This is a genomic window from Oceanicoccus sagamiensis (assembly GCF_002117105.1).
Taxonomy (GTDB): domain Bacteria; phylum Pseudomonadota; class Gammaproteobacteria; order Pseudomonadales; family Dasaniaceae; genus Oceanicoccus; species Oceanicoccus sagamiensis.
On record NZ_CP019343.1, the window covers coordinates 1721213 to 1741034 of the forward strand.

The 19822-nt window shown below is 48.8% G+C and carries 21 protein-coding genes and 1 pseudogene; 11 read left to right on the forward strand and 11 right to left on the reverse strand.

From position 1 onward, the window contains the following. Positions 1-40 precede the first annotated feature (40 nt). Complete coding sequence (locus tag BST96_RS07840) at positions 41-298, forward strand: hypothetical protein (protein WP_085758170.1); 258 nt, start codon at positions 41-43, stop codon at positions 296-298. On the opposite strand, the gene BST96_RS07845 is transcribed toward BST96_RS07840, so the two are convergent. Continuing rightward, entirely contained in the window at positions 293-688 is a 396-nt protein-coding gene (locus BST96_RS07845; protein ID WP_085758171.1) for an MAPEG family protein, read from the reverse strand. The two genes, BST96_RS07840 and BST96_RS07845, sit on opposite strands and share 6 nt — an antisense overlap. A 261-nt stretch (positions 689-949) precedes the next feature. Here BST96_RS07845 and BST96_RS07850 point away from each other — a divergent pair, with 261 nt between their 5' ends. Further along, entirely contained in the window at positions 950-1561 is a 612-nt protein-coding gene (locus BST96_RS07850) for a class I SAM-dependent methyltransferase (protein ID WP_157117897.1), read from the forward strand. A gap of 243 nt (positions 1562-1804) precedes the next feature. Here the strand turns inward: BST96_RS07850 and BST96_RS07855 are convergent, their stop codons facing one another. The 8 genes and pseudogenes from BST96_RS07855 to def form a co-directional block, all read right to left on the reverse strand. Further along, positions 1805-2125, reverse strand: a complete 321-nt coding sequence (locus BST96_RS07855; RefSeq protein ID WP_085758172.1) for a DUF6122 family protein — start codon at positions 2123-2125, stop codon at positions 1805-1807. Between the two features lie 59 nt (positions 2126-2184). After that, positions 2185-2499, reverse strand: coding sequence for a hypothetical protein (locus tag BST96_RS07860; protein ID WP_085758173.1), 315 nt, complete (start codon positions 2497-2499; stop codon positions 2185-2187). A 307-nt stretch (positions 2500-2806) separates the two neighbouring features. Further along, positions 2807-3391, reverse strand: a complete 585-nt coding sequence (locus BST96_RS07865) for a class I SAM-dependent methyltransferase (RefSeq protein WP_085758174.1) — start codon at positions 3389-3391, stop codon at positions 2807-2809. A gap of 70 nt (positions 3392-3461) precedes the next feature. Continuing rightward, the gene (locus BST96_RS07870) at positions 3462-4910 is read right to left on the reverse strand and encodes a TrkH family potassium uptake protein (RefSeq protein ID WP_085758175.1); all 1449 of its coding nucleotides are present in this window, start codon (positions 4908-4910) and stop codon (positions 3462-3464) included. Continuing rightward, a complete protein-coding gene (gene trkA, locus BST96_RS07875; RefSeq protein WP_085758176.1) occupies positions 4910-6283 on the reverse strand; it encodes a Trk system potassium transporter TrkA in 1374 nt (457 codons plus the stop codon). Before trkA ends, BST96_RS07870 begins: the two co-directional genes overlap by 1 nt. Before the next feature lie 101 nt (positions 6284-6384). Further along, positions 6385-7694, reverse strand: a pseudogene (rsmB, locus tag BST96_RS07880) (16S rRNA (cytosine(967)-C(5))-methyltransferase RsmB). Continuing rightward, a complete protein-coding gene (fmt, locus tag BST96_RS07885; protein ID WP_085758177.1) occupies positions 7691-8650 on the reverse strand; it encodes a methionyl-tRNA formyltransferase in 960 nt (319 codons plus the stop codon). The pseudogene rsmB and the gene fmt overlap by 4 nt, the downstream one beginning before the upstream one ends. 14 nt (positions 8651-8664) lie before the next feature. Next, positions 8665-9171: a peptide deformylase gene (def, locus tag BST96_RS07890; protein ID WP_085758178.1), complete on the reverse strand. Its 507-nt coding sequence runs from the start codon at positions 9169-9171 to the stop codon at positions 8665-8667. A gap of 222 nt (positions 9172-9393) precedes the next feature. Between def and BST96_RS07895 the strand changes: the two genes are divergently transcribed. From BST96_RS07895 to aroE, 6 genes are all read left to right on the forward strand, one after another. Continuing rightward, positions 9394-10428, forward strand: a complete 1035-nt coding sequence (locus BST96_RS07895) for a LysM peptidoglycan-binding domain-containing protein (protein WP_085758179.1) — start codon at positions 9394-9396, stop codon at positions 10426-10428. Between the two features lie 44 nt (positions 10429-10472). Further along, positions 10473-11591 (forward strand): DNA-processing protein DprA, encoded by a 1119-nt coding sequence (gene dprA, locus BST96_RS07900; protein ID WP_085758180.1) that lies wholly within the window; start codon positions 10473-10475, stop codon positions 11589-11591. A gap of 111 nt (positions 11592-11702) precedes the next feature. Next, positions 11703-12206 carry a 5-(carboxyamino)imidazole ribonucleotide mutase gene (gene purE, locus BST96_RS07905; protein ID WP_085758181.1) on the forward strand — a complete coding sequence of 168 codons (504 nt, stop codon included), beginning with the start codon at positions 11703-11705 and terminating at the stop codon, positions 12204-12206. A 14-nt stretch (positions 12207-12220) separates the two neighbouring features. After that, positions 12221-12790 (forward strand): L-threonylcarbamoyladenylate synthase type 1 TsaC, encoded by a 570-nt coding sequence (tsaC, locus tag BST96_RS07910; protein ID WP_085758182.1) that lies wholly within the window; start codon positions 12221-12223, stop codon positions 12788-12790. A 48-nt stretch (positions 12791-12838) separates the two neighbouring features. After that, on the forward strand, positions 12839-13747 hold the full coding sequence (gene hemF, locus BST96_RS07915; RefSeq protein WP_085758183.1) for an oxygen-dependent coproporphyrinogen oxidase: 909 nt from the start codon (positions 12839-12841) through the stop codon (positions 13745-13747). Positions 13748-13776: 29 nt separating this feature from the next. Continuing rightward, on the forward strand, positions 13777-14616 hold the full coding sequence (gene aroE, locus BST96_RS07920) for a shikimate dehydrogenase (RefSeq protein ID WP_085758184.1): 840 nt from the start codon (positions 13777-13779) through the stop codon (positions 14614-14616). Between the two features lie 59 nt (positions 14617-14675). Here aroE and BST96_RS07925 read toward each other — a convergent pair whose 3' ends face one another. Beyond that, positions 14676-15392, reverse strand: coding sequence for an SIMPL domain-containing protein (locus BST96_RS07925; protein WP_085758185.1), 717 nt, complete (start codon positions 15390-15392; stop codon positions 14676-14678). 118 nt (positions 15393-15510) lie between these two features. Beyond that, complete coding sequence (locus BST96_RS07930; RefSeq protein ID WP_085758186.1) at positions 15511-16062, reverse strand: gamma carbonic anhydrase family protein; 552 nt, start codon at positions 16060-16062, stop codon at positions 15511-15513. 176 nt (positions 16063-16238) lie between these two features. Between BST96_RS07930 and BST96_RS07935 the strand changes: the two genes are divergently transcribed. The 3 genes from BST96_RS07935 to BST96_RS07945 are packed head-to-tail and all read left to right on the forward strand — an operon-like array spanning position 16239 to position 19744. Beyond that, entirely contained in the window at positions 16239-17390 is a 1152-nt protein-coding gene (locus BST96_RS07935; protein WP_206045425.1) for a TIGR03790 family protein, read from the forward strand. Positions 17391-17402: 12 nt separating this feature from the next. Then, positions 17403-19451, forward strand: coding sequence for an oligopeptidase A (gene prlC, locus BST96_RS07940; protein WP_085758188.1), 2049 nt, complete (start codon positions 17403-17405; stop codon positions 19449-19451). After that, the gene (locus BST96_RS07945) at positions 19448-19744 is read left to right on the forward strand and encodes a YheV family putative zinc ribbon protein (protein ID WP_085758189.1); all 297 of its coding nucleotides are present in this window, start codon (positions 19448-19450) and stop codon (positions 19742-19744) included. The genes prlC and BST96_RS07945 overlap by 4 nt, the downstream gene beginning before the upstream one ends. The last annotated feature ends 78 nt before the right edge of the window (positions 19745-19822 follow it).

The window sequence follows — 19822 nt, forward strand, 5'->3', positions numbered from 1 at the left end:
CCGGTTAAGCATCATACTAATAAGTTGCGCAGGGGTGTTTGTGGAAGCTAAAGAGCGCTATACCCCAACCGAAAAAACCCTGATAAAAACCACCTTGCAACAATTGCAAGGCCGTAAAAAGACCTGCGTGGTTAGCTTTATCAAGGGCTATGAGGTTTATACTTACCCGCATTGTATGCAGTACAGAAAAGATAAAGCCTTTTGCAACCAGTACAAGGGCAGTGTTCCAACCTCAGTCGTTGATACCGCCTTTGATATTTGCGATGTTGAGGGGGCCGCCAGTGACAACGGCCTATAGTACGTCGAGCAAAATCCAGATTGAGCCCACCGCAATAGTGAGTACGGTTGCCATCATACCAATAGCTCTAAGTATCTCGGGGCCAAGCTTGGTCAAGCCCACATAGTGAAGCAGGCGGCCGATAACCAGCGTTGCCCCTAAACTATGCAGCCAGGTATCCGATGCCCCTAATACCTCCATTACAATTAAAATAAACAGTGCCATGGGTACTGTCTCAATAAAATTGCCCTGACCGCGGATACGACGAAGCATTTCCGGGTCATCACCGTCCCCCAGTAATATCTTGCTATTGACACGGTAAAAACCGACTCGCAGGGTAAATGCAATAAACATCAAACCCAGCAGCGCAACATAAAGGGGGGAAACGCTCAGTAGTGAAGGCAAGCTCATGGGGGCTCCTGATACAATCATGGCGGGGAAAATTTGCCTGAGCATAGCATGTAATGAGTCGGTGGCCAGCGTTTTATCAGCCTGAGCTCACGGCAAGGGTCAAAAGTGTTAAATAAGTTTGTCAAAGCTGCTAATTCTTTTTGCCAGCCAGTGTTTTATAGTGGCCTGAGAAAGTATTGGGATAACCGAAGTAGTTCGTTTGGGTTATAGGAATGATGTAGTGGGCTGGTTATTCTCTATGGCAAGAACAAGGAGCTCTTTATGGAAAAAACCGCAAAATTCTGGGATAGAATGGCACCCCGCTATTCCAGGCAGCCTATCGCTAACGAAACTGCCTACCAGACTAAACTGGCGCTGACTCGCCAATATCTAAACCCCAATAGCGTTGTGTTTGAATTTGCCTGCGGCACCGGTTCAACAGCTCTCGCCCATGCTCCCTATGTTAAAAGTATTGAAGCAGTTGATATCTCGTTAAAGATGGTGGAGATTGCTCAGGACAAAGCTGAGTCAATGCGTATTGATAATGTCACCTTCAGACAGGCCAATATTAATGACCTGAGTGTCTCCGACAATGCCTTTGATATGGTGATGGGGCATAGCATTTTACACTTATTGCCTAATAAGGATGAGGTGATTGCTGAGGTTTACAGCATGTTAAAACCTGGCGGGACGTTTGTTAGTAGTACCGCTTGCATGGGAGACTCCTGGACATTCAGGGTGATGGCCGGGTTGTTTTCAGTTGGGAGTTTACTGGGAGTGTTGCCAGTCCTGAATGTTTTTTCCCGATTTGAGTTGGTGGCTAGTCTTGTTAGTGCTGGCTTTGAGATTGATTATGAGTGGGGGTTGAGGATAGTGATGTGGTGTTTGTTGTAGGTAAAAAGCCATCAAGCGATTAAGACCATAACTGGCTTCGACTCGTCCCGGCACTATTCTTTCCATAAGGATTTCCATAAAACGGGTTTAAGCCTTCGAAGTCAGTCTTTATATCAGATTCTCTTGGCTTAAAATGTTAGCGCCAGTGGAGCCAAGAGTTATTGGTGTATGGATAAATTTCCTGGCAGCACTTATTCTGGTCTGGTAGTCCCTATTGTTGGCGTTAGGTCACTTTCTATTATATTACCCACCATTAATCCAAACCCCACCAGTCACCTGGCAATCCATGGAATCCAGGGCCATATGGATCGTTAAGCCCAGCCCTGCCAATCTGGTCTTGGGGAAAAAACACATCAAACAATAGGCCCCAATAAACCCCAGCCGGTGCAAAGGGTGAAAGCCAATACTACAGCGACCCGGGTCATAAATCGGATCAGCCACCAGGTGATCAAGGTCCACCAACATAGTGGCTATCAGGATAAGATAAGCCAGCCGCCAGTTTTTTCTAAAGAACAGCGCAACCACAATGGCTGGCACTATAAAATGCAGGGCTATATGCAGCATGCTTAGGTTTTATCCCGATTTATTGTTATATACTCATGCGTTTAAGGGCGAGGCTAAGTTTATCTCGGTTCCTGCATTTGTAGCCAGTTATTGACATTGTCAAAGGAGTGGATCAAGTCATCGCTTTTATCGATTAGCCAATCCCCTACCAGAACCATGCCCTGTTTGACCTCAACGGCGTTGCGTGGTTCAACATTCGAGACCAGGTTGCGCATAGCTTCATCATAAAAGCTGCTGATACCAATATGGTTGCGCAAGTCCCCTTCAAAGATTTTTAGTTTACCGTTTAGCCCCTCTACCCAGTCTGGATTTGCCTCCTGATGGACGACCTGTAGTTCTGCTTTTATAACCTGACTTTCACTGTCTGCTGTCATAACACCCTGCCTGTAATTTAAATCCAAAGTATCCGATATAGAAAAATCTATTGATAGCGATCGAGGTGGAGAAATAACAAGAACCCTGTTAACTATCCCTAATCAACCATAAATCTTTCCATCGAGAGATCTTCTGTAAAACAGAACAACCACGCTAAGCATAGTAGCTAAATACAGAGCGGGCATCCATGGCATTTTAGACAAAAAAATTTAACATTTTTGACAGGCTGATCAATGGGTAGGATGTAGCAATAGCTTGATTAACTCGCCCCATAAGTGCAGTCGCTGCGTTAATGGTTATGACTGTTCAACCCAAAGCGACATGGTTCTTTTTGCCGACAAAGTAGCTACAGTTTCTTCGGCCCTGAGTGGTATTACCCGTTGTACCATCTTCGCGGTAGAACAGTAGCTCTAGCGGTTGCAGTAATCGCAATAACTCATTGCTTGCCAATAAGTAATCAGGGTTGCTGGGGCCCTGCGGATCTATTTTATGTTGATGAAAGGTTTGGTAAAACAATAAGCCGTTGGGTTTTAGTGCGGCGATTAATGCCGGGAAAATGGGCCGGTATAAAAACTGGCTAACCACGATAATATCAAAGCTATTAGGCTCGGGAGGCTGCTGCTCAACGTCCCTCTGTTCGGTGTGAATACTGTGTTGTTGCTCTGCGGCAAAGCCGCGCAGTTTTTCCAGGGCGACTGCAGAAGTATCCCAGGCATAGCTATCCATACCTTGCTCTGCTAACAATAAAGCATTGGCTCCTAGCCCACAGGCCAGGTCAAGGCTTTTTCCTGACGGGGGGAGCAGATGCAGGTTATTAGCCAGTACCCAACAGGCATCTCCTGTGTGTGTGCTTGATGAGTAACGTTTATCCCATTGATTAGATATTGTCATACTAAGTAGGGTGGATTGTAATCCACCAATGATTTGGATTTAGAGTGGTGGATTATAATCCACCCTACGGTTATTGGCGCCAGAAGGCGGGGGTAAATAATACTAATAAGGTAAACACTTCCAGACGTCCTAGCAGCATGGAGAAGCAAAGAATCCATTTTGCCGGGGCGCTGATGCTGCCGTAATTGGATGCTACTTCACCCAAGCCGGGGCCAAGGTTATTCATGGAGGCGACCACCGCTGAAAAGGCGGTGACATAATCCAGGCCGGTGGCCATCAATAAAAATAAAATAATAATAAAGGCAAACATATACACCGCAAAGAAACTCCAAACGGCACTGACTACCTTAGCCTCCACTCGACGATTACCGACCTTCAGTGGAATCACTGCATTGGGGTGTACCAACTGGGATAATTCCCTGACGCCCTGCTTTGCCATTAACATGACCCGCACCGCTTTCATGCCGCCACCGGTAGAGCCACCACAGCCTCCCATAAAGGACAACATAATTAACATAAAGGGTAAAAAGCTGGGCCAGGCGGAAAAGTCTGCTGTAGCAAAGCCGGCGGTTGTGGCAATCGAAATGGTTTGAAATAAGCCATGCAGCAAGCCTTCATCAATACTGTAGGTGCTACTAAGAATTAAATAGGTGGCCACAATAACCGCCGCGCCAAAAATCGTATAGGCAAAAAACCGGCTTTCGGAGTCGTGCACATAGTGCTGGTAGCTACTCTGCCTGAGAGCATGAAAATGCAGCGCAAAATTAACCCCTGCAATCATCATATATAAACAGGCAATCAACATAATTGCCGGGCTATTAAAATACCCGATACTGGCATCGTGGGTAGAAAACCCGCCAATGGCAATGGTTGAAAAAGCGTGGCAGATGGCATCAAAGCCTGACATGCCCGCTGCCCAGTAAGCTACCGCACAGGTGGCGGTTAATAAGACATAAACAAGGAATAAGGCTTTGGCGGTTTCGGCAATCCGCGGTGTTAACTTACTGTCCTTAACCGGCCCGGGTGTTTCAGCACGGTATAGCTGCATGCCACCAATCCCCAGCATCGGCAATATAGCCACGGCGATAACGATAATACCGATACCGCCTAACCACTGTAGTTGTTGGCGATAGAACAAAATGGATTTAGGTAAATGATCGAGGCCGGTAATAACGGTTGCACCGGTGGTGGTTAAACCCGATAGCGATTCAAAGACGGCATCACTGATCGTTAACTCAGGATTAGGCGCGAGGATAAAAGGCAGGGCACCAAATAAACCCAGCACGGTCCAGAATAAGGAGGTAATTAAAAAACCGTCGCGGGTGCGCAAATCGGCTTTTTGTTTGGCTACCGGCATCCACATCAAAGCACCACTGATCACAGTGATGGCAAAGGCTAACAGAAAAGAAGGATAAACCCCGTCGTCATACCACAGCGATACGGCGATGGGTGTAAATAGCGTTAAGCTAAACACCATCAGCAGCATGCCTAAAATACGAAAGATCAGCGCGATATGCATTAGAAGAAACTAAACCCAACTTGAAACAGACGTTCAACTTGTTTGATTTTTGATTTATCGGTCAGGAAGACAATTAAGTGATCTTCCGGTTCTACCACCAAATAGCGGTGGGCAATTAAAACGTCATCGCCCCGTACAATCGCCCCAATGGAAGAGCCTTCGATTTTTTCAATTTCATCCAGGCGTTTGCCTACCACTTTGGAAGAGCGGGCATCACCGTGGGCAATCACTTCCAACGCTTCCGCGGCACCGCGGCGCAAAGAGTGCACATTAGAGACATCACCACGGCGAACATGGGTTAACAAACTCCCCATAGTGATTTGCTGTGGCGAAATCGCAATATCAATCTCACCCCCCTGCACCAGATCGACATAGGCAGGGTTGGCAATCAGGGTAATGACTTTTTTAGCGCCTAATCGCTTGGCCAGCATAGATGACATAATATTGGCTTCATCATCACTGGTGAGGGCGCAGAACACATCGACGTTTTCAATATTTTCGGCGATCAATAAATCTTTATCGGAGGCGTTGCCGTTTAATACAATGGTACGGCGCAGGGATTCCGATAACTGGCGGCAGCGAGCATAGCTTTGCTCAACGACTTTAACCTGGTAGTTATCTTCCAGCGCGTTGGCCAAACGTTCACCGATGTTACCGCCACCGGCGATCAATATGCGTTTATAGGGGTTATCGAGGCGGCGCAGTTCACTCATCACCGGCCGGATATTTTCACGGGAGGCGATAAAGAACACTTCATCATCCGCTTCAACCACGGTGTTGGCCATGGGCATAATTGCATGGTCGCGGCGGAAGATAGCCGCGACGCGGGTATCGACATTAGGCATATGGCTGCGAATATCCCGCAGTTCATTGCCGACAATGGGGCCACCGTAATAAGCCTTAACCGCCGCCAGCTGAACTTTACCATCGGCGAAGTCCAATACCTGTAATGCACCGGGGTATTCAATTAAGCGTTGAATATAGCGGGTGACTAATAATTCGGGGCTGATAATAACGTCGATAGGGATTTGATCGTTATTAAACATCTGCCGTTTTTCCAAATAGGGCAGCGCCCTGATTCGGGAAATTTTTGTGGGGGTGCGAAACAGGGTGTAGGCCACCTGGCAGGCCACCATATTGATTTCGTCAGAGTTGGTAACGGCAATTAACATATCTGCGTCATCGGCCCCGGCGCGTTGCAATATATCGGGGTGGGAGGCTTGTCCGGTGACCGCGCCGATATCCAAACGATCTTGCAGTTCACGCAGACGATCACTGTCCAGGTCGACAACGGTAATATCATTTTGCTCATCGGCGAGATGCTCGGCCAGGGAGGCTCCAACCTGCCCCGCCCCGAGAATAATTATTTTCATGGATATAGCCGTTGTTTAGATGCGTTATTAGTGAAAAATACTTATCTGCTTATTGTATGTGCTAATTGGCTAAAGGCCATTTTTTCCGCCAGTTTTTGGCGTTATTTTTCCGCTTTTTTAGCAATCAGTGCATAAAAGAAACCATCGTGGCCATTCTCGGTGGGGAATAGTTGGCGGCCATAGGGTCTGGCCAGTCCCCAATTGGCGTCAATGGGCCGGTGTTCAGCATCGTCTTGCTGGCCACAGAAGCGAGCGACCACATGCTCATTTTCATCTGGCAGTACGGAGCAGGTGGCGTATAACAGTAAACCCCGGGGGTTAGCGTTTGCCACAGTGCCTGCAAAATTGAAAACTGCAATTGGTGCAGTTGCTGAATATCCTCAAGGGTGCGGTGCAGTTTGATATCGGGGTTGCGGCGAATAACACCGGTGGCGGAACAGGGGGCATCTAACAGAATGCGGTCAAAGTGTTTGCCATCCCACCATGTGTCGATAGCGGCGGCATCACCGGTGATAAGTTGGGCCTTGAGTTTTAAGCGTTGCAGATTTTCTTCGACTCGGCTTAATCGCTGTTCATCGATATCAAGGCCAATCACTTCTGTTAGCTGTGGTTCGGCTTCCAGAATATGGCAGGTCTTTCCGCCTGGGGCACAGCAGGCATCCAATACTCGCTGCTGGGGTTCAAGGGCTAATAGCTCAGCGGATAATTGTGGGGCTTCATCCTGTACGCTGACCGCACCCTCACTAAAGCCGGGTAACAGGTCTACAGCAGTGGCTTCTACTAAACGAATACCCTCTTTGGCATAGTCACATAAGTTGGCCTCTATATCGTGGTCTTGCAGCTGTTGCAGATACTGCGTGGTAGTGCTGTGTTGTTGATTAACTCTTAAGCACATCGGTGGGTGTGAGTTGTTCGCTTGCTCAATTGCTGTGGCCTGGTCCGGCCAGGATTTATGTAACAGCTTATGAAACCACTGCGGGTGCGAGAGTTGTTCTGCTGGGCTAAGTTGCTCAAGTAACTGTTCGGGGTTGCGTTGCCACTGCCTTAGTACACCGTTAACTAAAGCCTTGGCCCAGTGTTTTTTTAAGGCGGTGGTGGCATTAACCGTGGTGCTGACGGCGGCATGATCGGGGATACGCATTTCGCTGAGCTGGTAAATACCGAGCATCACCAGTAATTGAATATCACGGTCTTTCTTTTTTAACGGTTTGCTGATCAGCTGTTTACTGATGCCAGCGAGCTTGGGGTAAAAACGCAACACGCCATAACAAAGCTGGCGAAACAGCGCGCGGTCTTTTTCAATGACCTGTTGTTCAAAGATGGGAATTTGTTGCGATAAAGAAGAGCCGTTAGAGACTGCGGCAAGGCAGCGGGCAGCTGCGGCACGGCACTCTAGCGCTTTATGGCTCATGTTATTTCGATCTGGTCAAAGCATGTGCCGGTGGTAAACAGCTCAGCCTTGGAGTTCATCACCGCGGGAATTTCCAGCGCCTTGCCGCCAGGCAGTTGGATAACGTCGAGTTTAAGGCTGCCTTCGCCGCAGGCCACGATAATGGATTTTTTGTCCGCGTGAATGATCTGGCCTGCCTGTCCGCTGCTATCACTTAAAGAGGTTTGCCAGATTTTTATCCGCTCGCCATTGAGGCTGGTATAGGCAATAGGGAAGGGGTTAAAGGCGCGGATTTTTCGCTGGATAACGCTCGCAGCTTGTTGCCAATCAATGGCTAGCTCCCGTTTGGATATTTTGGGGGCGTAACAGGTTTGTTCGTGATCTTGCTGTGTTGCGCTAATGGTTTGTGCTGCGATTTGCTGCAAGGCACTATTTAAGGCGGGCACACCGATGTCAGCGAGTTTGTCGTGCAGGCTGCCGCCGGTATCCTCGGCGCTAATATCGCAGCGGGCTTCAAGCAGCATATCTCCCGTATCCAGCCCTTCATCCATTTGCATAATAATCACACCGCTTTCACTATCACCGGCTTCAATCGCTCTCTGGATCGGGGCGGCACCGCGCCAGCGAGGTAATAAGGATGCGTGAACATTGATACAGCCAAGGCGAGGGGCATCAAGAATCACTTTGGGTAGCAACAGGCCATAGGCCACCACCACCATAAGGTCAGCATTAAGCGCTTGCAGGGTTTGCTGGTCGGCAGTCTCTTTAAAGTTAAGGGGCTGATACACCGGAATATTGTTATCCAGTGCTACTTGCTTAACGGCGCTGGGCTTGAGCTTTTTACCCCTGCCGGCAGGTCTGTCGGGCTGGCTATACACCGCGATAACCTCATGCTCAGCTTGCGCCAGAATACCCTGCAGGTGAATCGCGGCAAAATCCGGGGTACCGGCAAAGATAATTTTCAGGGGGTGGCCCATAGAGTGTGTCAGCCTTACGCGTTTTGTTTGTGTTGTTTTTCCAGTTTGGAGCGGATGCGCTTGCGTTTGAGGGGCGAAATATAATCCACAAACAGCTTGCCGTTGAGGTGGTCGACTTCATGCTGGATACAGACTGCTAGCAGCCCTTCTGGCTCCATTTCGAAGGAGTTACCGTCACGATCAAGGGCTTTTACTAGCACTTTCTCCGGGCGGGTTACGGTTTCGCTAAACCCTGGCACGGATAAACAGCCCTCATCGTACTCGTGGTCGGGGCCTTCAAGCACGGTGATTTCGGGGTTGATAAATACCAGCGGCTGGTCGCCTTCATCACTGACATCAATCACCACAATACGCTGGTGTACGTTGATTTGGGTGGCGGCTAAGCCAACACCTTGGGCATCGTACATGGTTTCAAACATGTCGTTGACCAGTTGCAGCAGGCTGCCGTCTACGTTCTCCACAGGCTTGGCTTTGGTGCGTAGTCTTGGGTCCGGGAATTCGAGAATCTCTAAAATGGCCATGGTTTGCTGAGTCTACTTTGTGACGAATTTCTAACTTCTAGTATAAATCTAAGTATTGCTGCTAAGATTTTGATCAGACTGCAAATAATCCTGCTGGTGCAGACTAATCATTTGCCAGTAAGCTGCTATAGTATATCAGGTTACCAATAAAAATTACTCTATGCTGTGTATCGCTATCAGATCGAATTGCACGGCACTGATTCCGAAGAAAGGAATGCCATTATGAAGAAAACGGTATTGGGATACTGCCTGTTTGCGGTTGTGTCTCTTATCTCACTAGCTCCTCAAGCCGGCGATGAGCTAACGCTCAAAGAGGGCCACCCCCAGACCCATGTGGTGGTTAAGGGGGATACGCTGTGGGATATATCCAAGATGTTTTTGAATGACCCTTGGTTATGGCCGGAAATCTGGCATGTTAATCCTCAGGTGGATAACCCTCATTTAATTTATCCCGGTGATGTGTTGAACCTGGTGTATATCGATGGCAAACCCAAGCTGGTGGTTAAGCGCAATAAAGATGTCAAACTAACCCCCAAAGTAAGAATTTCAGAGTTGGATTTGGCGATTCCCGCGATTCCCCTCGATGCGATTTCTCCCTTCTTAAGCCAGAGCCGTGTGGTTAGTAAGGAGAGACTGCAAGACGCGCCCTATGTGTTGGCGGGTAACGATGGCCATATTGTCTCCGGTGCTGGCGACCAACTATTTGCTCGCGGTGAGTTTGATCCTGAAGGGGATAAGAACTTTGGTATTTTCCGCCCCAGCGATGCCTATATGGACCCGGATACCGATGAGTTATTAGGGTATCAGGCGCTCTCTATTGCCAGCGCGAAAGTTATTGATATAGAAGAAGATATTGCTACGATGGGCCTAAACCGTACCAGCGAAGAAGTTCGTCGCGGTGACCGTCTGTTGCCCGATGAAGAGCGCCGTATTAGCTCTAATTTTTACCCCAGTGCCCCTGAAGAAGAGACCGAAGGCTATATTATTTCGGTTGAAGGTGGTGTTTCCCAGATTGGTAGCATGAATGTGGTGGTGATCAACCGGGGTGAGCGTGAGGGTATGGAAGTTGGCCATGTGTTAGCTATTTATCGTGTTGGCGAGCAGGTAAGAGATAGTATTACGGGTGAAATTGTTAAGGTGCCGGATTCTCGCGCAGGCTTAATGATGATATTCCGTACCTTTGAAAAAGTCAGCTACGGCCTGGTGCTTAAAGCAACCCGCCCACTGGCTGTTATGGATAAAGTTAAAAACCCCTAAACCGGTACAAACCCAACTAATTAGACGACGATCAAGGATGATCAATGCAAGAATCACAGCTTAGAGCCTGGCTCACACTCCATAGAATCCCCCACTTATCGGCCCGAGCCTTAGCTCGGCTTATTGCTATCAGCGATGGCCCCGAAGCGATCTTTGAGCTGTCGACCGAGCAGTTAAGTCGCCAGCAGATCGCTCCGCCAGCTCAGCTTGCCCTGCGGCGAGGTATGGGTGGCAGCCGGGTGGAGAGCGATATGGCGCTGATCGAGCGTTTGGATATACAACTACTGCCGATCAGCCATCCACAATACCCGGAATTACTTAAACAGATTGCAGACCCCCCTCCACTGCTCTATGTCAGGGGCAACCCCGCCTTATTGACCGAGCCGCAGCTTGCTATGGTGGGTAGCCGCAACTGTTCGCGGGCTAGCCGTGATCATGGGTTTCGCTTTGCCGGTGAGTTTGCCCGCGCCGGTTTTACGGTGACCAGCGGCTTGGCCTTGGGGATTGATGCCGAGTGTCATCGCGGAGCTTTAGCCGCCGAGGGCAATACCGTTGCGGTTATTGCTACCGGTGTGGATGTGCCCTACCCCAACCGAAACCGTCTGCTATTTGAGCAAATTGTTGCCACCGGTACCGTGATATCAGAATTTCCCCTGGGTACCCAGCCGCTACCCGCCTTATTTCCGCAGCGTAATCGTGTGATTAGCGGTATGAGTTTGGGGGTGTTAGTCGTTGAAGCCGCGTTAAAAAGCGGCTCTTTAATTACCGCCCGCTGTGCCATGGAGCAGGGTCGCGAAGTCTTTGCCATTCCAGGCTCTATTCATAGCCCCGGCAGCAGGGGCGTTCATGCCCTGATTCAACAGGGCGCCAAGCTTGTCACCACGGTGACTGATGTGATGGAAGAGTTTCAGGGGTGGCTGCAACGCCCGGTGTTGGTGGCAGGCCCGTCCCTGCCGCCAGACGCTGAGGCCCTGGCAGGGCTAGCCTCGGAGGAACAGCAGTTACTGCTTTTGCTGGGTTTTGAGCCGGTTAATATTGACGTATTGCAGCATCAAACCCGCTGGCCATTGGCACAAATAAGCAGTGTATTAACCAGCCTGGAGTTAAGCGGCTGGGTGGAGAATAAGGCTGGTTGTTACCAGCGGATTGTAAAGGCGGGTTAAACCGGCCTAAAAGCCGCTAATTAACTTGCAATTATGGCCTTAGTTGGGTAATTTTCGCGCTTTTTCCACGTAGTTAAACTATAGCTACATGACTTGCTTGAGGGCATAACCATGACCAAACCTTTTGTCGCAATCTTAATGGGCTCAGATTCTGATCTTCCGCAGATGGAGCCAGCCTTTGGTGTATTAAAATCATTTGGCATTGATTTCGAAGTAAAAGTGACCTCTGCTCACCGCACCCCAAAAATCACCCATGACTATGTAACCACCGCTGACCAGCGTGGCTGTGGCGCCTTTATCTGCGCTGCCGGTATGGCTGCACACTTGGCCGGTGCTGTTGCTGCGGCAACCTTAAAGCCGGTTATTGGTGTACCGATCAATGCTTCTTTAGAAGGTTTGGATGCCCTGTTGTCGACCGTACAAATGCCCGGTGGTATTCCTGTTGCAACCGTTGCTATTGGTAAGGCGGGTGCTAAAAATGCTGGCTATCTTGCCGCGCAAATCCTGGCGACTGCTGATGCTGACTTGCAGCAAAAGCTGATTGCAGAGCGTGAAGCCAATGCTCAAGCCGTTGTTGCCAAAGACAATGCGCTACAGGAAAAGCTAAAAGGCTAATTGCCTTGGCCATTATGGCTAATAATGGTTCGACCAACCTCCGGCGAGCGGCTGATACTGTCCAGGCCGGAGGTGTTATTGCCTACCCCACCGAGACCGTTTGGGGTTTTGGCTGTGACCCGGATAACGCCAACGCGGTTAAGCGATTGCTGGCACTAAAGCAGCGACCAGTCGAAAAAGGACTGATTTTGCTTGCAGCCTCCCCACTCCAATTCGCCCCCTATTTAGAGGGCCTTGACGACAGCCTGATCAGCAAATTCAGCCAGCCTGCGCCCTCTCCAATTACTTGGTTGGTACCAGACAATGGCAGGGCTAAAGCTTGTGTTAAGGGGGATTTTGACAGTGTTGCGCTGCGAGTAAGTACTAGCAAACTGGTAGTTGATCTATGTCATTTAGTAGGCGGGCCCATTGTCTCAACCTCGGCTAATGCCACTGGTCAGCCTACCTGTGAAGGGGCCGAGCAGATAAGGCGGTATTTTGGCGATGCGGGCCCGGACTTTATTCTGCCGGGGGAGCTGAACCCCAATACCAAGCCCTCAGAAATCCGTGATTTGATTTCTGATAAAGTAATCCGTGGTGCTTAGTGCTATTGTCTCGCCGTTTTCACTAAGGCCCCATAAGTTAGGTTTTTCATGTCAGAGATAGCCGTTGATCAAGTAAAAAATTACCTGCTGCAATTACAGGACTCAATCTGTGCTCGGCTGGAGCAGGAGGATGGCAGGGCCACCTTCCAGCAAGACGAGTGGGATCGCCCCGAGGGCGGTGGTGGCCGTTCACGGGTGATCAGCGGCGGAGCCGTGTTTGAAAAAGGCGGGGTTAACTTCTCCCATGTCTTTGGCCAGAAGATGCCCCCCTCCGCCACCCAGGCAAGGCCCGAATTGGCCGGCCGTGGTTTTCAGGCCATGGGGGTGTCCTTGGTGATGCACCCTGAAAATCCTTATATTCCTACCAGCCACGCCAATGTCCGTTTATTTATTGCCGAAAAAGAAGGCGAAGAACCGGTGTGGTGGTTTGGCGGTGGTTATGATTTGACCCCTTATTACGGCTTTGAAGAAGATTGTGTTCACTGGCATCAAACTGCCAAAAATGCCTGTGATGGTTTTAATAAAGAAGCCTACCCCCGTTATAAACAATGGTGTGATGAGTATTTCCACCTTCCTCATCGCAATGAACCCCGCGGTATCGGTGGTTTGTTTTACGATGATTTAAATGAAGGCGGTTTTGATCGCTGTTTTGAGTTTATGCGTAGTATTGGAGATTCTTATATTGAGGCTTACCAGCCCATAGTCGCCAAACGTAAAGCCACGCCCTATGGTGAACGAGAACGTGATTTTCAGCTTTACCGCCGTGGACGCTATGTGGAATTTAATTTGGTACATGATAGAGGCACGGTATTTGGCCTGCAGTCTAATGGCCGGACCGAATCTATTTTGATGTCCCTGCCGCCGTTGGTGCGCTGGGAATACGATTGGCAAGCTGAGGCAGGAAGCCGGGAACAAGAACTTAATAATAAATTTTTAATAAACAGAGATTGGGTCTAAGCCCGCTTTGTTATCCCAACGAGCAGATTATGACAGCAAACGATAAATATGCCGTCTTCGGAAATCCGATAAAGCATAGCAAGTCGCCGCAAATTCACAGTGCCTTTGCCGCACAGACCGGGCAGCAGCTTAGCTATCGCGCGCATAAAGTCGATGTTGATAAATTTGCCGATGCTGCCAAAAGCTTTTTTGATAATGGCGGCAAGGGTTTAAATATTACCGTACCGTTTAAAATTGATGCTTATAATTTTGCCGATGAGCTCAGCGGTCGTGCGCGTCTGGCCGGTGCTGTTAATACGCTGGCCTTGCAGGATGATGGCACTGTTTATGGTGACAATACGGACGGTGCAGGTTTAGTTAGGGATATTTGTGAAAATCTGGCCTGGGAAGTGACGGGTAAACGCGTCCTGCTACTGGGGGCTGGCGGCGCTATCCGCGGTGTGCTGGAACCCTTAATGAAGCTTAATCCAAGCCAGGTATTAATCGCCAACCGCACAGTAGAAAAAGCCCAGCAATTAGCCCGGGATTTTTCCGAGTTTGGCAGTGTTGGTGCCTGCAGTTTTGAAGCGCTTAATGCCAACCAATACGATTTAATTATTAATGGCACCAGCGCGAGCCTGGCGGGGGAGTTGCCACCACTACCCTCCGATGCCTTAACCGATGAAGGCTGTTGTTACGATATGATGTATAGCGCCGGGCCAACCCCCTTTATGCGTTGGGGCGCAGAAAATGCTGCCTGGGCAGTGTCTGATGGTTTGGGGATGTTGGTAGAGCAGGCGGCGGAGTCATTTTGTATCTGGCGGGGTACCCGGCCAACAACTCGCGAGGTGATCGATGCAATCCGCGAAGAGCTGGAAGCCAGCCAGTAGGGTGGATTGCAATCCACCACCACTGCCTGAACGTTAAAACCGGTGGATTATCATCCACCCTACTGTAGTAAATACACCACTCTAATTCGCTGTTCAATGGATTGCCTGCCCAGTTTTAAGCCCGCTTTTTTCTCGTTGCCGGCCATATCCGCCGACATCGCCATACGCTCATAACGCCGGCCCTGATCAACCGGCGCAATTTGAAAGACCGCTTTGACCTTAGTACCCACATGCTTAGCCATAGATTGTGCTTTGTTTTTAGCGTCATCCAGCGCCAAATTCAGGGCTTTATTTTCCAGTGCATCACGCTGGCTAAAATCCAGCTTTACTGGTTGCAAGCGACTTATCCCCGCCGCTAATAAACCGTCAACCAGCGCATTGTAGCGCTCAGCTTCGTTAAGGGTTAATTGAACCTGCCTGCTAATGCGTTCGCCTTTATAGACACGGTTTTTGTTTTGCCATTCATATTGGGGGGCGGCATTGATTTTTGATGCATTGATCTTATCATCTTCAATGCCTTGATCTCTGGCGGCAACCACCGCCTTGGCAATAATAGCGTCGACGGTATCTTTGGCGGCTGAGAAATTCTCCTTTACCGCGGAGACCTCAAAACTTAGCACTATAATATCGGGCACCTGTTCAACCATACCGTAGCCATTGACGACAATATGCGGGTCGTCGGGTAGGGGTAAATCAGCCGCGGTAGAGTATAGGGGGTGGAGTAGAAGTACTGTGAGGGCGAGCAGTGCAATGTTTAATCGGCTATAGATAGTCATTGAATAATCTCCAGTTCGACCGGTTGTTTTCGCCTATTTTCGCCTAAGCAGGCATGACGGATATAGAGTTAAGCTAGGACGCTTTTTATAAAGAAAAATTCATTCAATGGCATGGCAATTATCCCTCTGCAATATACTCTTCTTTAAGTACCACATAGTTCTGGGCTGTCTGCACAAAATGCTCCATCTCTCCGTCCCTGATAGGGCGAGCCTGACGGGCGGGGCTACCGGTATAAAGATAACCGCTTTCAAGGGTTTTACCGGGGGTGACCAGAGCGCCTGCCCCGACAATAACATCGTCTTCAATCACGACACCATCCAGCACAATCGCTCCCATACCGACCAGTACACGGTTGCCGATCTTGCAGCCATGCAGCATCACTTTATGCCCAACAGTGACATCTTCGCCAATAATCACCGGGTAGCCCTCAGGGTTTGTCGGGCGCGGCCTTGATTCATGAATAACCGAGCCATCCTGTATATTGCTTCTGTTGCCAATGCGAACTTTGTTGACATCACCCCGGATCACTACCAATGGCCAAATGGAAGTATCTTTGCCTAACACGACATCACCGATAACCACCGCAGCGGGGTCGACATAGGCCCCCTCTTCTAACGTGGGGCTTACCCCTTTAAATGGACGAATATGGGCGGGATTTGGCGTAGACATAGTTTGATTCGCTGTGTGCTGTTAAAGTAGTGGTTTATTGTAATCCTTAAGCAGGGCCACTGTAAGCAATGTTTGTCAGGTTGTTTTTCTTCATACTGTTGTTGGTTGCTGCCCCTCTGCGGGCTGGTGAGCAACCTACAGTGTTGCTCCCTCCTTCGGGCTTAGAGGCGAGGGATTTGGCGGTAATTGTTAATCAGCAAGACCCGCTAAGCGTACAAATTGCCCGTTACTATCAGCAGCAGCGCAATATTCCGGCAGAAAATATCATCACTGTTTCATTTAAAACCGATAAGTCAGTGATGCACCCTGGAGAGTTTGCGGTGTTGCAAAAGGTGGTTGAGTCCAAGGTGCCCAGGCATATTCAGGCCTATTTACTGACCTGGGCTGACCCTTACCGAGTGGGTTGTATGTCAATAAGCTCAGCGTTTGCACTGGGCTTTAATCCTAAATACTGCGCTAAAGGCTGCATGCCTACAGCCTCAAACCGCTATGCCCGTTCTAAAAGCCTAAAGCCCTACGATGACTTAGACATTCGCCCAACCATGTTATTAGCGGCCACCAGTTTTACTGAGGCGAAGGCGCTAATCGATCGTGGTGTTGCCGCCGATGGTCAGGGGGTTTTAGCCGGTAGCAGCGCCTCAGCGTATTTAGTGGAAACCTCTGATAAACGCCGCAGCGTACGGAAAAGTTTCTTTCCTTCCGTGGAGCTATTATTGGCAGATCACATAACGATTCACAGTGTGAAAACGGATGCGATTAAAAATAAAACCGATGTGATGTTTTATTTTACCGGCAAAAAATTTGTTGAGGACATCGCCAGCAATCAATTTTTACCGGGTGCGATGGCGGACCACCTGACTTCATCCGGCGGCCAGTTAACCAATAGCGCACAAATGAGTGCCCTGCGATGGCTTGAGGGCGGCGCTACAGGAAGCTATGGTACGGTGGTTGAGCCTTGCAATTTGTTAAGTAAATTCCCCAACCCCTTAATTGCCATAAGTAATTATTTACAAGGTAGTTCTTTAATTGAAGCCTATTGGAAAAGTGTCATAATGCCTGGCCAGGGTGTATTTATTGGCGAGCCGTTGGCAAAACCTTATGCCGGGTATCAGTTAAAAGCCACGGTTACAGGCTATCAACTGCACTCACCGGTGTTGCAGGAGGGTTTCTATAAGCTCTACTCCTCTGGTCAAAAGGAAGGCCCCTTTACCCTGATGACCAGCGGTATTGAAATAACACCGTATCAAAAATTTATTGCTTTACCGTTACCCACAGCTGCGTTCTACAAAGTAGAGCGACTGCAAAGTTATGCAAAACCCCTATTTTGAGGCTAAAAAAACGTGTCGAACCCTTTATTAAAAACCTCCTTATTACCGGCTTTTTCCAGTATACAAGCTGAGCATATAGAGCCCGCCCTTGATCAATTATTAGCAAGCAACCGACAGCGGATTGCCGATTTGCTGGCAACAGCAACATCACCGGGTAAAGATTTTCTGGCGTCTATTGAACAGTGGGATGATGAACTGGATCAACTTTGGTCACCTGTGAGTCATTTACATGGGGTAAAAAATTCAGATGCTCTGCGTGATGCTTATAATGCCTGCTTGCCCAAGCTTACCGAATACGGCACAGAAATGGGTCAAAATACCGCGCTTTACCAAGCCTATAAACAGCTGGCAGAGAGTGATGTCTACGAGCAGTTAAATCATGCAGAACAGAAAGCGTTGGATAATGCCCTGCGAGACTTTACCTTGTCGGGTATAGCCCTTGAGCCTGAACAGCAGCAACGTTATGGCGACATTAAAAAGCAACTGGCAGAATTGTCTACGCAGTTTTCCAATAATGTGCTGGATGCAACCCATGGCTGGAGTAAACATATCGACAATAGTGAAGAATTATCGGGTATCCCCGATTCCGTATTGCAAGGCTATCAGCAAGCGGCGGCAGCAAAAGACTTAACGGGCTATTTAATTTCATTGGATATTCCTGCTTACCTTCCGCTGATGCAGTATTGCGATAATGCGGCGCTGCGCAAAGAGATGTATACCGCCTATACCACCCGAGCTTCGGATCAAGGACCTAATGCCGGGCAATGGGATAATAGCGAGTTGATGGATAATATTCTGGCGCTACGCCACGAGCTGTCATTGTTATTAGGCTTTAGCAATTATGCCGAGCGCTCTCTGGTTACCAAAATGGCGGAGTCTCCAGAGCAGGTTGAAAGTTTTTTAACCGATCTTGCTGAGAACAGTGTGGCGGTTGCAAAAAAAGATTTTCAAGAACTGGAAGCCTTTGCCAAAGGCCTTGGTGTTGAGCAATTATCGGCATGGGATATTCCCTTCTACAGTGAAAAACTGCGCCTGGAAAAATATGATTTATCGCAGGAAGAACTGCGCCCTTACTTTCCTTCCGACAAAGTCATCGACGGTATGTTTACCGTGGTTAATCGCTTGTTTGGTATTGAATGTGTAGAGGTCAGTGATGTTGAAACATGGCACCCTGATGTACGTTTTTATCATTTAGAGCGTGATGGTGAACTTGTCGCCAAATTCTATTTGGATATCTTTGCCCGTGAACATAAGCGTGGTGGCGCGTGGATGGCGGACTGCCGTGTGCGCAGAAATATAAGCCCGACAGAAAAGCAGTTGCCGGTGGCGTTTTTAACCTGTAATTTTACCCCGCCAACAGAAACCATACCGTCATTATTAACCCATAACGAAGTGACTACCCTGTTTCATGAGTTTGGTCATGGCCTGCATCATATGCTCACCGAGGTCGAGTGCGCAGCCGTATCGGGTATTAATGGTGTGCCTTGGGACGCCGTTGAATTACCCAGTCAGTTTATGGAAAATTGGTGTTGGGAAAAAGAAGCCATTCCTTTGATTTCAGGCCACTATAAAACCGGCGAAGTTTTACCTGATGAACTGTTAGAAAAAATGTTAGCGGCGAAAAATTTTCAATCAGGCATGATGATGGTAAGACAGTTGGAGTTTTCTTTGTTCGATATGATCATGCATCATAATTATTCGCCAGAAAACCCTGCACCGATACAAACGGTTTTGGATAAAGTCCGAGAAAACGTTGCAGTCGTTCCCACCCCTGAGTTTAATCGTTTTCAGCATGGCTTTGGCCATATCTTTGCTGGCGGCTATGCCGCGGGTTATTACAGTTATAAATGGGCAGAAGTCTTGTCGGCAGATGCTTTTTCGCTGTTTGAAGAAGAAGGTATCTTTAATCAGGCGACCGGTGAACGTTTTCTAAATGAAATTTTACAGCGCGGTGGTGCTCAAGAGCCAATGGAATTATTTAAAGCGTTTCGTGGCCGCGAACCCAATGTGGATGCCTTGCTTCGACACAGCGGCATTGTCATCACGAAGGCGGTAGCATGAGCGATCAAAAAGTGACTAAGCGCTTTATTGCCGGTGCGGTTTGTCCACGCTGCGCTGAGATGGATAAATTAGTGATGTATCACGACAGCAATGACCAACAGGTAAGGGAATGTGTGCGCTGTGGTTATAGCGATGTGATGACTGACAATGGCCCTCAGGAAATGGGAGCTGATGAAGTGGCTACCAGAGTTAATCAACCTCGGCCGGGAGAAGAGCCGCTAGCTCATGAGGATGAAGTACAGGTGGTTAGTATTATTGATCCGAACCCTGGCGCTAAACGGCGAGACCATTAAAGTAGGGTGGATTATAATCCACCGGCATAGGGTCGCTCATGGCTGGGCTTGGTGGATTGTAATCCACCCTACGATACT